Raw genomic sequence first — 13,115 nt, 5'->3', positions numbered from 1 at the left:
GAAGTATATTTGATGCTAACTTACGCCAATGATAGGCAACAAGCGAATCGTTGGCGAACCGCTTCAGATAGCCAATTTTGGTCAATTATGCTAAGTTAACCCGCCCTAAGATGCCGTATCCCCTCACAGCCGTTCCCAACCCTAAGGGTTTTGTGTGTTAAAACAAGCATCAATGACAAAAAATGACGAGGCGATGAGCGCCGTTCGTCTCGATAAGTGGCTCTGGGCCGCCCGACTGTATAAAACCCGCGCCCTGGCGCAGGAGATGATCAACGGCGGTAAGGTCCAGGTGAACGGACAACGCAGTAAACCCAGTCGTAAGCTGGAACTCGGCGCCACCGTCACCCTTTGGCAGGGCTACGACGAGAAAGAGATCCTGGTCACCGGGCTGGCAGAGAAACGTGTCAGTGCGGCACTGGCAGAGGGCCTGTACCAGGAAACCGAACAAAGTCAGCAAAAGCGGGCAGAGCGTGCGCAGCAGCGTCGCCTGATGGCCGATGCCGACCCCCATGCCCGCCGCCCCGACAAGAAACAGCGACGCCAGCTGCTGCGCGTCAAACATCAGGACAACGAACACCGATGACCGACAAGTTATACCGCTACCTGTTCGACAAGGCGGATGTCCGCGGCGAACTGGTCCAACTCAAAGATAGCTACCAGCAGATCCTGGCCGGCCACGACTATCCGGCTGCGGTTCAGCGCCTGCTCGGCGAGACCCTGGCCGCGACTGCAATGCTGACCGCCACCCTGAAGTTTGAGGGCGATATCGCGGTACAGATCCAGGGCGACGGTCCGCTCCAGCTCCTGGTTATCAATGGCAGCCACGACAATGTGCTCCGTGGCGTCGCCCGCTTCAATGGTGAGGTCCCTGAGGGGGACCTCCAGGCCCAGATCGGCAAGGGCCACCTGGTAATCACCATCACCCCTGATGAGGGTGAGCGCTACCAGGGTATTGTTGCCCTCGACAAGCCCACCTTGGCCGCCAACATTGAGCAGTACTTTGCCCAATCCGAGCAGCTCAATACCCGTCTTTGGCTGCACGCCAACGGGCAGCAGGCCGGCGGCATGTTGCTGCAGCAGATGCCCGCCAGCAACATCGAAACCGAGGTGGAGTTCGAACACCTCGAAGCCCTGACAGACACCATCAAGGCTGAGGAGCTGTTTGAGCTGGATGGTCAGGACGTGCTGTACCGTCTCTACCACGAGGAGTCGGTACAGCTGTTTGATCCCTCTGACGTGGTCTTTCGCTGCGGCTGCTCCCGCGAGCGCAGCCTGGCGGCACTGGCCACCCTGGATCCCGCCGAGCTCGAATCCCTGCTGGAAGAGCGAGGACAAATCGATATGCACTGTGACTACTGCAACAGCCACTACCGCTTCGACGCGGTAGATGTCGCAGCGGCCCAGCAGGGGGCGTTCAAGGGTGGCTCCCAACAGCATTAAGGGCCAAAACAACCCGGTATAATTGTAAAAAGCTGCCTAAATGGCAGCTTTTTCTATTTTGAATAAGAGGGTTAACCGCTATCTTCTGTTCTATCGGTGGCGACGTTTTCATCCTGTGGCCACTCTCACCCTGGGAACCGAGGAGAGTAATATGGCAGATATCCGACAGGACCTTGGCAGCGCCGAACTGGTTGAGGCCGCCATCCGGCGTCATGAGGGCCGACTGGCCGACAACGGGGCCCTGGTGGTGGAAACTGGCCATCGCACCGGACGTTCCCCCAAGGATCGCTTCATCGTCAAGGAACCCGGCACCGAGTCCGCCATCGATTGGGGGGAGGTCAACCGCCCCTTTGACCCGGGCCAGTTCGATGCACTTTGGCACCGGGTCGAGCGACATCTGGAGCAGCGGGAGCACTTCCTCTCTCACCTTGAAGTGGGTGCAGACCCGGAACATTACCTGCCGCTGGAGGTACGCACCGAAACCGCCTGGCACCAGCTGTTTGCCCGAAATCTGTTTATTGTCCCGACCCAGTGGAATCGTGCCGATAAACCGGTGTGGCAGATCCTCAATGTGCCCAGCTTCCAGTGCCAGCCCGAGCGTGACGGCACCGCCTCCGACGGTGCTGTGATCATCCACTTCGCGGAGCGAAAGGTGCTGCTGGCCGGCATGCGCTACGCCGGAGAGATGAAGAAGGCGATGTTCTCGGTACAGAACTTCCTGCTGCCTGCCAAGGGCGTCCTACCGATGCACTGCTCCGCCAATGTCGGCAGCGATGGGGACACCGCACTCTTCTTTGGCCTCTCCGGCACCGGCAAGACCACCCTGTCAGCGGACCCCAAACGGGCCCTGATCGGGGATGACGAGCACGGCTGGGCGCCCGGTGGTGTATTCAACATCGAGGGCGGCTGTTACGCCAAGTGCATTGACCTCTCCCGCAAGAATGAACCGGTGATCTGGGATGCGATCCGTTTTGGCAGTGTGCTGGAGAATGTGGTACTGGCTGCAGGGGGCAGTCCGGATTACTCCGATACCCGACTGACTCAGAACAGCCGGGCGGCCTACCCACTCGAGCATGTAGACAGGCGTATCCCTGCCAACCGTGGCGCCGAGCCCCATGCCGTGGTCTTCCTCACCTGCGATGTGTCCGGCGTTTTGCCACCGGTCGCCTGCCTCTCCAAGGAGGCCGCTGCATACCACTTCCTCTCGGGGTACACCGCCAAGGTGGGCAGCACCGAGATCGGCAGCGCCAGTGCCATCGAGTCGACCTTTTCCACCTGTTTCGGTGCCCCCTTTTTCCCCCGCCCCGCCGGCGTCTACGCCGAGCTGCTGATGGAGCGGATCGCCGCATTCGGCAGCCGGGTTTACCTGGTCAACACCGGTTGGACCGGAGGCCCCTACGGCCAGGGTCAGCGTTTCGATATCCCCACGACCCGGGCAGTGATCGATGCCATCGTCTCCGGTGCACTGGCTGACGCGCCGACTCGGCCCCTGCCGCAACTTAACCTGTCAGTGCCAGAGGCGGTCCCCGGAGTGGATCCCAAGCTGCTGGTCCCGAGAGAGACCTGGGCCGATCCCGATGAATATGATCGTTACGCCGAGCGTCTGGTCCAATCCTTCCGAGCCAACTTTTCCCGCTACGACGTACCCGAGGAGATCATCGCCGCGGGCCCCGGTGGTAAACCGCCCCGGCACTAAAAGCGTGCAACAAAAAACGCAACTTCACCTGAAGTTGCGTTTTTTATGGCCGCAGGGTCAGGGCCATCAGGCCTCTTCCCGGGGTAAACGCACCTTCACCTCAAGCCCACCCGCACGACGATTGGCCACGTGGATCTCCCCGCCATGATGCTCAATGATGCGGCGAACGATGGTTAAGCCCAGACCGGAACCTGCCCCTCCCCTGGCCTTATCCCCCTGGTGGAAGGGTTGGAACATCGCTTCGAGCTGGGTCAGTGGGATCCCATCGCCGTTATCCTCCACCTTAAACCAGATCCAGCCGGGCTCCTGACCAGAGCTGAGTCGCAGCCAGCCATGACCGTAGCGCTGGCCATTCTCGACCAGGTTGTTGATCACCCGCTTGATCGCCACCGGCTGCATCGGTACCGCCGAGGTTTCCCCCAGTGCCAGCTCAAGTTCGCCCCCCCGCACCTCCTCCAGATTGGCCACCTCGGTCAACAGCTCATTAATATTCAGCAGTTGCCGGGATTCATCCTGGTGACCGCGAATGAAAGCGATGAACTGATCGATGATGGCGTTCATGTCATCGATGTCGTGCTCGATGCCACTTTTTAGAAACTCATCTTCCTGGCTCATCATCTCTGCCGACAGCCGGATCCGGGTCAGCGGCGTGCGCAGATCATGGGACACCCCCGCCAGCAGCAGGTTGCGATCCGTCTCCAACCGCGCCATCGACGCCGCCATCTGGTTAAACGCCTTGGTTACCTCCATCACTTCGGCGGAGCCGGAGAGGGGCAGCGGCTTCGGAAAGACGCCGCGAGAGACCTGCAGCGCCGCCCGCTGCAAGCGGCGCAGGGGTCGGGACTGCAGACGCGCGAACCACCAACCCCCCAACACCGATAGAGTGCCGATAGCCAGCAGGTAGATGACCAGTGGGTTATTCACGAAGGAGTCATCAAAACTGGATAGAGAAACCCGGATCCAGCCATCCGGCGCCTGAGGCGGCTGGATCCAGACCTGGAACTTCTCCCCGGTAGAGAGCTTCACCCGTGCCTTACCACCCAGGTAGGTACTCATCTGATCCGACAGCAGACGATAGAAGGTCGCCTGTTTTACCCCCGCTGCATCCGCCTCCCTGGCGGTGAAAGCCTCCATATGGGGATCATCCGCGAGCTTTGCTTTCAGGGCGTCCAGCGGGGTCAGGTGTTCGATATCCAACTGCAGATCACTGAACACCAGCTCCACCTGGCGGGAGAGCAGCTGAACCATCTGCTGGGTCGAGGGTTTGACCACGTAGGCCAACACCGACAGGTAGGAAACCAGCTGGTTCACCAGCAGCAGAGAGCCGATCAGCAGCACCGTCTGACCAAAGTTACTCCGCGGCAGCAGGGTTCTCGGCACTAGTGGGCCGCCCCGTCTGGCACAAAGACATAGCCCAGTCCCCAAACCGTCTGGATATAACGGGGATTAGAGGGATCAGCTTCAATAAGGCGGCGCAGGCGCGAAACCTGGACATCAATGGAGCGCTCCAGGGCACTGTAGTCCCGGCCCCGAGCCTGGTTCATCAACTTATCCCGGCTCATGGGTTCGCGGGGATGGGTCACCAACACCTTCAACACCGCGAACTCGCCGGAGGTCAATGAGATAGACTCCTCGCCCTTGGTCATCTCACGGGTGGCGAGGTTCAGTTTGTGCTCGCCGAACTCCACAATCTCTTCGCTCTGGGAGGGTGCTCCAGGCACTTCTGACGGACGGCGTCTCAGCACCGCCCGGATCCGTGCCAGCAGCTCTCTGGGATTGAAAGGTTTGGGCAGATAATCGTCGGCGCCCATCTCCAGACCGATAATCCTGTCCACCTCGTCACCCTTGGCGGTCAGCATCACGATGGGGATCGGGTTCTCTTTCTCCCGCAGGCGGCGACAGATCGACAAGCCATCCTCCCCGGGCAACATAAGGTCCAACACCAGCAGGTGAAAATTCTCCCGCTCCAGATGGCGATCCATCTGCTCGGAATTGGCGGCACTTCGCACCTGGAAGCCCTGCTCAACCAGGTAGCGCTCCAGCAACCCCCGCAAGCGAACATCGTCGTCAACGACCAACACCTTGGTGGTTTCCTGTTCCATATGCTTTCCTCAATGATTCAGCCTGTTAGCATTGTATGCCAGCGACGGCGCTTGTCACGATGTGACCGCGCTCAGATCGTTGCGAAGTGTGTCATTTCCCTTGCCATCATACTCCCAGGCTGCTGTTATTCTCCTTTCGGGCCCTCTCGCCCCAATCATCAAACCGGGTACCATGAGAACCAAGCTAATTACACGAAAAGGGTACAACAAGCTGCAGCAGGAGCTGGATCACCTCTGGCGGGTAGAGCGACCGGAGACCACTGCCAAGGTGGCCTGGGCGGCGAGCCTTGGGGATCGCAGTGAAAACGCCGATTACCAGTACAACAAGAAGCGCCTGCGCGAGATCGACCGCCGGGTGCGTTACCTGCGTAAATCCCTGGAGCTGCTGCGGATCGTCGACTTCTCACCCCAGCAGGAGGGCAAGGTGTTCTTCGGCGCCTGGGTCGAGGTCGAGAACGACGACGGCGACAGCAAGCGGTTCCAGATCGTCGGCTATGACGAGATCTTCGGCCGGGACGACTGTATCTCCATCGACTCCCCGATGGCCCGGGCGCTGCTGAAGAAGGAGATGGATGATGAGGCGATCGTTCCTACCCCCGCCGGCAACGTCAGCTGGTATATCACCGCGATCCACTACGAGAAGTAAAGTCGATAGTGAGTGGACGCTTATTGTACAGCGCCGATCGGGAAGCGATCCGGATTCCCACCGTTGAACAAACATCGAGCCGGGGCAACCCCGATGCGTTGCTCCGCCCCCCACACTTTGCCGCCATACCCACTCGCTCTCGCCCCACCCGGGCTGTGCTAAGGTAGCGGTCGTTTTTGCGTTTATCAGCCGCCCCGGCGGCATCAGGCAGATCTATGGAATCGATTTCAAACACCATCGCCCAGGAGTTGGGCGTACGCCCACAACAGGTTGAGGCCGCGATCACGCTGCTCGATGGGGGCAGTACCGTGCCTTTCATCGCCCGCTATCGTAAAGAGGTCACCGGCACCCTGGACGATACCCAGTTGCGTACCCTGGAATCCCGTCTGGGCTACCTCCGTGAGCTGGAAGATCGGCGTCAAACCATCCTCACCAGCATTGCGGATCAGGGCAAGCTGACTGACCCCCTGCGTGCCCAGATCCAGCGGGTTGCCACCAAAACCGAACTGGAAGATCTCTACCTGCCCTACCGTCCCAAGCGCCGCACAAAGGGGCAGATCGCCATCGAGGCGGGACTGGCCCCCCTGGCGGAGGTGCTACTTGAGGATCCCAGCCGGGATCCGGAACAGGAAGCGGAGAGATTCCTCCAGCCCGAAGCAGGCTTTGCCGATACCAAGGCCACCCTGGAAGGGGCCCGGGCCATCCTGATGGAGCGTTTCGCCGAGGACGCCTCGGTATTGGCGGTGGTGCGTCGTCACATGAAACAGCATGCCCGCCTGACCGCTACCGTAGTAAACGGTCAGGAGAGCAACGGCGCCAAGTTCTCGGACTACTTCGAGCACAGTGAGCCCTGGGCCAAGGTGCCCTCCCATCGCGTGTTGGCGATGCTGCGGGGACGCAACCAGGGGATTCTGCATCTGAGCCTGGATCCGGATACGGAGCGGGATCCCGATGACCGCCGCTCCATCTGTGAATCCCTCATCGCCCAGCAGGTGGGAATTGAAAACCGCAGCCGCAAAGCGGACGCCTGGTTACAGCAGGTGTGCCAGTGGACCTGGCGGGTGAAGTTGTCGCTGGCGATGGAAACCGAGCTGATTGGCGAGTTGCGAGAACGCGCCGAGACCGAGGCGATCCGGGTCTTTGCCACTAACCTGTCCGACCTGCTGATGGCTGCCCCGGCGGGCATGCGCCCCACCCTGGCGCTGGATCCCGGCCTGCGCACCGGCTGCAAGGTGGCGGTGATCGACGCCACCGGCAAACTGGTCGCCACCGACACCATCTATCCTCATGCACCACAGAAGCAGTGGGATCGCAGCCTGGCCACCCTGACAAAACTGGTTGCCGAACACCGGGTAGAGCTGATCGCCATCGGCAACGGCACCGCTTCCCGGGAAACCGACAAGCTGGCGGCGGAGCTGATCCGCACCCTGCAACAGCCGGGGCTCACCAAGGTGATGGTGTCCGAGGCGGGCGCGTCGGTCTACTCCGCTTCTCAAACCGCCGCCGACGAGTTTCCCGAGCTGGATGTCTCCCTGCGGGGTGCCGTCTCCATCGGCCGCCGACTTCAGGATCCCATGGCGGAGCTGGTGAAGATCGACCCCAAATCGATCGGGGTCGGCCAGTACCAGCACGACGTCAGCCAGGTCCAGCTGGCCCGCACCCTGGATGCGGTGGTGGAGGATTGCGTCAATGGCGTCGGGGTGGATCTCAATACCGCCTCGGCTCTCCTGCTGGCCCGGGTGGCCGGACTGAGCCGCTCCCTGGCGCAAAACATCGTCGCCTTCCGGGACGGTCAGGGGCGCTTCACCAGCCGCAAACAGCTGCTCAAGGTGCCCCGCCTGGGGCCCAAGGCCTTTGAGCAGTGCGCCGGGTTCCTGCGCATTCGTGATGGGGAGGACCCCCTGGATGCCTCCGGTGTTCACCCTGAGGCCTACCCGGTGGTGAAAACCATCAGCCAGCACACCGGCATTTCAGTACAGGAGCTGATCGGCAACAGCGGCGTGCTGCGCCAGGTCGACGCACGCCAGTTTATCGATGAGCGGTTCGGTTTGCCCACCATCAGCGACATCCTGACCGAACTGGACAAGCCTGGCCGCGATCCCCGGGGCCAGTTTGAAACCGCTCGTTTCGCCGATGGGGTGGAGAAGATCACCGATCTACAGCCAGACATGGTGCTGGAGGGGGTGATCACCAACGTGACCCACTTCGGTGCCTTCGTGGACATTGGCGTCAAACAGGATGGGCTGGTGCACATCAGCGCTCTTTCAGACCGCTTCGTCGATGATCCCCGCAGCGTGGTCAAGGCCGGCGACGTGGTCAAGGTGAAGGTGATGGAGGTGGACGTGGCGCGCCAGCGGATCGGCCTTTCCATGCGGCTTAACGACTCCGCGGAGTCCCGCGACAAGCCCAGCCCGTCCAAACCCTCCTCTGCCGGAGATGAACGGCGTGGGCGATCCGCCCGGCCGCGTCCGGAGCGGAGCAGGCCGACCGAGCGCGCCCCTCAATCCGGCGCCCTGGCCGAAGCCTTTGCCAAGGCGAAGGTGAAGAAGCGTTAACCTTATCGAAGCCGCCCCCGGGGCGGCTTTCATTTTTAACCGGTCTATCCGCTGACCCAGCCATAGCCAAGCAGGGAGAGCAGCAGCATCTGGACACTATTGAGCAGCAGGATGAGCCGATGACGCCAGGCCAGCCAACGTTGCCGGGCGATGGTCGCCACCCGCTGACCGATAGGCAGGGCGACCAGCCCCGCCGCACCGAAGCCCAGCAGTGACAGGCTCAGCAGGCGCACCTCCCAGGCCGCCCCCATCACCCAGCGCAGCAGCAGCGCCACCAGGATAAACGCCATGCAGTAGAGGTAGAACCAGGGACAGAGTCCGCGAACAAACGCCTGGGCGGAGGCCAGCTCGCCACGCCGGAACAGGATGGGGGCAAAGCGCAGGGTGAACACCACGACGCCCGCCAGGGGGATCGCCAGCACCAGACTGTAGAGGGACTCGGGAAGGGTCATGGCGCCTCCGGGCCTAGGTTACACCTTCCCAGAGTGTAGTCGCCCGGGATCAGAGCCCCTGGTAAAAGCGCTGCAGTACTGCCAGCGTTTCCTCGGGATGGGAGATAAAGGGCGCATGGGATGCCTTCTCAATCTGCACCGAAACTGAGCCCGGCGCGAGGCTGTCCACTTGCTCAATCACCCGTGCCGGAACCAGACCATCGAGGCGCCCGTAAAGCCTCAGCCAGGGGCCCGATAGCTTGGCTAGCTGGGGACGCAGGTCGCACTCTTGCAGGATCCCCAGCCCCCTGTCCAGAGCCTCGGGATCCGGCTTGGGTTTACTCATCACAGCCCGTTTTAACCGGCGCACATCCTCTCTTGCAGTCGCCGAGCCCATCGCCTGGAGGGCAAAGAACGCGGACAAGGTCTTATCGCAGTCCTGCGCCAGCTGCTGGCGAAACTGTCCTAGCACGGCCGGAGCGATTCCCGGCCAGGTGGCGCTGCCTTGGAAACAGGGTGAACTGGCCAGGGTCACCAGAGAGCGGGTCCGGGAGGGGGCTTGCAACACCATCCGGGTCGCCACCAGCCCCCCAAGGGACCAGCCCAGCAGGTGCACGGGCTCATTGTCGGGAAAGGCCGACCATACCACCTCGGCCAGCGACGCCAGCGCCTCTCCCCCTTGGGGGAGATCCTGCCCTGGGGAGTCGCCGAAGCCGGGCAGATCCACCGTCCCCACTCGGAACCCCATATCGGCCAGCGCCGGTGCCAGGTCCCGCCATACCGCCCCGTTCATGCCCCAGCCGTGCAACAACAGCAGTGTCGGTCCCGCTCCATACCAATCAATTTGCAGGTGAGACCGGCGGGACACTAGGGTTTCAGACATGAATATGCACTCCGTGGCAAGGTGGTTGGCCGGCAGTTTACCCAACCGCTGCCACCTCTGTCAGCAACCCATCCCCCGGGGCCGGGGGCTGTGCGCTTACTGTCTGGCGGACAACGATCCCGGCCCGCTCTGCCTCTGCTGCACCCGACCACTGCAGCACGCGCCACCCTGGCGCTGTGGTCGCTGTCAGCGCCGACGCCGCTGGTGGCCCAAGGTGGTCTCCTACCCCTACCACCATCCCGTCGGCTACCTCTCGGGCGCGATCAAGATCCAGCATCAGCTGTCGCTGGTGCAACCCATGTGTGAAGTATTGGCCCACCGGGTCCGGATGCTGTGTCAGCAGCAGGCTCTGCCACCGCCCCTGGCGCTGGTGCCTATCCCCATGCATCCGCTCCGGCTGCCGGTCAGGGGATTCAACCATGCGGTTATTATCGCCGATGAACTGGGTCGACAACTGGACCTGCCGGTATGGGATCAGCTGGTCTTCAAGACCCAATCCAGCGTGCCTCAACATGAACGGCAGGGACGGGATCGGCACCGTATTCCCCGGGAACTCTACCAGGCCGCCCCAAACCAGCCTCCCCAAAGCGGTCTGGTCCTGGTGGACGATGTGATTACTACTGGAGCCACCATGACAGCGGTGGCCAGGGCCCTGCGCCGTGAGGGGCACAGGGTCGAACAGTACTGGGCCCTGGCCAGCGCCCTTGCGCGACCGGAAATGGCTAGGCCAAACCAACCGGCCGTCGATCCCGGATCGACGCCCTGAAAGGGGGATAAATTCTCGCCCCCGTTACCCGGGCCACAACCTGCACCTCTGGATAGTCCGGTCCCAGACACTCGTCGCCATTGAACATACATGTCACGATTTGACACCGGTGAAGCGTGATCGGGATAACACCCTGGGGCTATAATCACCGCCCTGTAAAAGGTATGATTGCAGTATCCGAGTCGTTTACTCAGGTTTTAAGAGACACATTTATGATCACCATTAGCGAAGCCGCGCAGGAACATTTCGCCAAGTTGCTGAGCAGCCAGGCGGAAGGCACCCATATCCGTGTATTTGTCATCAATCCCGGTACCCCTCAAGCGGAGTGCGGCGTTTCCTACTGCCCACCGGATGCGGTAGAGGAAGATGACACCGAGCTGGAGTTCAGTGGCTTCAGCGCCATGGTGGACAGCAAGAGTGCCCCCTTCCTGGAGGAGGCGGTGATCGATTACGTGACCGATCAGCTGGGTAGCCAACTGACCCTGAAGGCTCCCAACGCCAAGATGCGCAAGGTGGCCGACGATGCGCCCCTGCGTGACCGTATTGAGTACACCATCCAGTCCCAGGTGAACCCGCAGTTGGCCAGCCACGGCGGCTACATCACCCTGGTGGAACTGACCGACGATGGCATCGCGGTGATCCAGTTTGGCGGTGGCTGTAACGGCTGCTCCATGGTGGACGTGACCCTCAAGGATGGCATCGAGAAACAACTGCTGGAGGAGTTCAGCGGTGAGCTGACGGCGGTCAAGGATGTGACCGAGCACGAGCACGGCGAACACTCCTACTTCTAAGCCGTTGTCGCTGCATCCCAGCAAAAAAAGCCGCATCTCAGGATGCGGCTTTTTGCTGGTTATTGCCGGGAAACGGTTTCGCCGGGCACCCAGCCCGGCTCTCCATCGGCGTTGATGGCAAAGAGCCAGCCAGTGAGGGTTTGCGCCACACGAAGCGTCTCACCTTCACGGGCGTTCAGCTCCCGGGCGCTGTCACTGCAAAGGGCCATCCCGGTTTCTCCACGGATATCGATGTAATCCACCGGTGCCCACCCCTGATTGCCACAGTCGGTGGTCGCTCGGATCCACCCGCCATATTCACTGTCCAGCCGTCCGAGCCGGACAAGTTAGCCACGTCAAAAGGCGATGGGATCCGGATAGTGGGATCTGTGTGCCGTCAAAACCCTTACGATCACCCGCACCTCTCTGTTTTCTGACTCGTTTCCTATCCACGGGGTATCAGGGGATCCACCGGTCGTGGCGCCACTGCCAGAGAAAGTGGCCCCCCAACACCAGACCACGGGAGAGCATGAAACCGTTGAAGGCCAACCAGAGGCCGTGGTTACCCCAGCCCTGCACCAGTGTCCAGAGCGCGAAAAAACAGAGCGCCGAGACCATCATGGCATTGCGCATCGCCGCGCCCTTCGCCGCACCGATATAGACACCATCAAACAGGAAACAGGTAAACGCCAGCAGCGGATAGAGGGCGATCCAGGGCAGGTAACGCTGCGCGGTCGCCCGCACTTCGGGAATGTCCGTCAACAACTGGATAATGAAACTCCCCAACAGGGCAAAAATCAGGCAAAACAGCCCTGCCGTGAGTGCCGACCAGAACCAGCCAAGCCACACCGCATCCAGCAAGCCAGGCTTGTCCTGGGCCCCCAGGGCTCGGCCCACCTCGGCTTCCGCCGAGTAGGCAAAACCATCCAGGGCATAGGCGATCAACAGGGTAAAGTTCATCAGCACCGAGTTGGCAGCGACGATCTCATCCCCCATTCGGGCCCCCTGCGCGGTAACAAAGACCATGCACAGCTGAAGACAGAGGGTACGGATAAAGATGTCCCGGTTTAACCCAATCAGCGCACCACAGCCGCGCATCGTTAGCGCACGCCAGGTTGACGGGGTTTTCAGCGCGGCCGGTAACTGTCGATGGATGAACCAGACCGCCAGCAACAGGGCACCATAATCCGCGATAACGCTGGCCCGGGCCGCGCCCGCCACCCCCCACTCCAGTCCGAGGACGAACCAGATATCCAGCACGATATTCAGCACATTCGCCAGGATCAGCTGCCACATCGCCGCCCTGGGTAGCTGGCGCCCCAGCAGGTAGCCAAGCGCTACCAGGTTGACCAGGGCCGCCGGCGCACTCCAGATCCTATGCTGGAAATAGATGCTGGCGTAATGTTGCACCTCGTCGCTGCCGCCCAGCACCCCAAGGGCGATCTCCAGGATAGGCTGACGCAGGATCAGCACCGTCGCAGCCAGCGTTAGCGCGATCACCGCGCCCTGAAACAGCACCTGTAACTGGGCCAGAGGATCGCCACGACCATGGCCCTGGGCCACCAACCCCGTGGTCGCCATGCGTAAAAATCCGAGGATCCAGAATAAAAAGGTTATAATCATCGCCCCAACGGCTACGCCGCCGAGGTAATAGGCATCGCTCAGGTGCCCGATCACCGCCGTGTCCACCAGTCCCAGCAGCGGGATAGTGATATTGGACAGGATCATCGGCACGGCCAGAGCAAAGGTGCGACGATGCGCCGCTGGCTGCCGCAACACGGCGGGGATAGTCATAAAAACAGATGAGTTCCAATCTATGATGAATC

Annotated in this window: 13 protein-coding genes; 7 read left to right on the top strand and 6 right to left on the bottom strand. The window is 61.4% G+C overall.

Translation table 11 applies throughout. The features are described 5' to 3' along the window. Positions 1 to 172: 172 nt before the first annotated feature. The 3 genes from hslR to ABD997_RS11925 all read left to right on the top strand — a co-directional run bounded on the left by hslR (position 173) and on the right by ABD997_RS11925 (position 3,136). Complete coding sequence (gene hslR, locus ABD997_RS11935; protein ID WP_345317245.1) at positions 173 to 583, top strand: ribosome-associated heat shock protein Hsp15; 411 nt, start codon at positions 173 to 175, stop codon at positions 581 to 583. Beyond that, positions 580 to 1,440, top strand: a complete 861-nt coding sequence (hslO, locus tag ABD997_RS11930; RefSeq protein ID WP_345317244.1) for an Hsp33 family molecular chaperone HslO — start codon at positions 580 to 582, stop codon at positions 1,438 to 1,440. Before hslR ends, hslO begins: the two co-directional genes overlap by 4 nt. 151 nt (positions 1,441 to 1,591) lie before the next feature. Beyond that, entirely contained in the window at positions 1,592 to 3,136 is a 1,545-nt protein-coding gene (locus ABD997_RS11925) for a phosphoenolpyruvate carboxykinase (protein WP_345317243.1), read from the top strand. Positions 3,137 to 3,202: 66 nt separating this feature from the next. Here the strand turns inward: ABD997_RS11925 and envZ are convergent, their stop codons facing one another. Both envZ and ompR read right to left on the bottom strand, forming a co-directional pair. Beyond that, on the bottom strand, positions 3,203 to 4,516 hold the full coding sequence (gene envZ / locus ABD997_RS11920; RefSeq protein WP_345317242.1) for a two-component system sensor histidine kinase EnvZ: 1,314 nt from the start codon (positions 4,514 to 4,516) through the stop codon (positions 3,203 to 3,205). After that, entirely contained in the window at positions 4,516 to 5,238 is a 723-nt protein-coding gene (gene ompR / locus ABD997_RS11915) for an osmolarity response regulator transcription factor OmpR (protein WP_345317241.1), read from the bottom strand. The genes envZ and ompR overlap by 1 nt, the downstream gene beginning before the upstream one ends. 172 nt (positions 5,239 to 5,410) lie before the next feature. Between ompR and greB the strand changes: the two genes are divergently transcribed. Continuing rightward, a complete protein-coding gene (gene greB, locus ABD997_RS11910; RefSeq protein ID WP_345317240.1) occupies positions 5,411 to 5,884 on the top strand; it encodes a transcription elongation factor GreB in 474 nt (157 codons plus the stop codon). A gap of 215 nt (positions 5,885 to 6,099) precedes the next feature. Beyond that, positions 6,100 to 8,439, top strand: a complete 2,340-nt coding sequence (locus ABD997_RS11905) for a Tex family protein (RefSeq protein WP_345317239.1) — start codon at positions 6,100 to 6,102, stop codon at positions 8,437 to 8,439. A 44-nt stretch (positions 8,440 to 8,483) separates the two neighbouring features. On the opposite strand, the gene ABD997_RS11900 is transcribed toward ABD997_RS11905, so the two are convergent. Next, positions 8,484 to 8,891, bottom strand: coding sequence for a hypothetical protein (locus tag ABD997_RS11900; RefSeq protein ID WP_345317238.1), 408 nt, complete (start codon positions 8,889 to 8,891; stop codon positions 8,484 to 8,486). A gap of 49 nt (positions 8,892 to 8,940) precedes the next feature. After that, the gene (bioH, locus tag ABD997_RS11895; protein ID WP_345317237.1) at positions 8,941 to 9,753 is read right to left on the bottom strand and encodes a pimeloyl-ACP methyl ester esterase BioH; all 813 of its coding nucleotides are present in this window, start codon (positions 9,751 to 9,753) and stop codon (positions 8,941 to 8,943) included. Here bioH and ABD997_RS11890 point away from each other — a divergent pair. Next, on the top strand, positions 9,752 to 10,519 hold the full coding sequence (locus tag ABD997_RS11890) for a ComF family protein (RefSeq protein WP_345317236.1): 768 nt from the start codon (positions 9,752 to 9,754) through the stop codon (positions 10,517 to 10,519). The two genes, bioH and ABD997_RS11890, sit on opposite strands and share 2 nt — an antisense overlap. Before the next feature lie 212 nt (positions 10,520 to 10,731). Continuing rightward, the gene (gene nfuA / locus ABD997_RS11885) at positions 10,732 to 11,310 is read left to right on the top strand and encodes a Fe-S biogenesis protein NfuA (protein ID WP_345317235.1); all 579 of its coding nucleotides are present in this window, start codon (positions 10,732 to 10,734) and stop codon (positions 11,308 to 11,310) included. A 59-nt stretch (positions 11,311 to 11,369) separates the two neighbouring features. Here the strand turns inward: nfuA and ABD997_RS11880 are convergent, their stop codons facing one another. After that, positions 11,370 to 11,552 (bottom strand): SH3 domain-containing protein, encoded by a 183-nt coding sequence (locus ABD997_RS11880; protein ID WP_345317234.1) that lies wholly within the window; start codon positions 11,550 to 11,552, stop codon positions 11,370 to 11,372. A 196-nt stretch (positions 11,553 to 11,748) separates the two neighbouring features. Further along, a complete protein-coding gene (gene dinF / locus ABD997_RS11875; RefSeq protein ID WP_345317233.1) occupies positions 11,749 to 13,083 on the bottom strand; it encodes an MATE family efflux transporter DinF in 1,335 nt (444 codons plus the stop codon). Positions 13,084 to 13,115: the final 32 nt, after the last annotated feature.

The organism is Ferrimonas gelatinilytica, assembly GCF_039544205.1.
In the GTDB taxonomy this organism is placed as follows: Bacteria; Pseudomonadota; Gammaproteobacteria; order Enterobacterales; family Shewanellaceae; genus Ferrimonas; species Ferrimonas gelatinilytica.
This window is presented reverse-complemented; position numbering and strand designations above follow the sequence as displayed.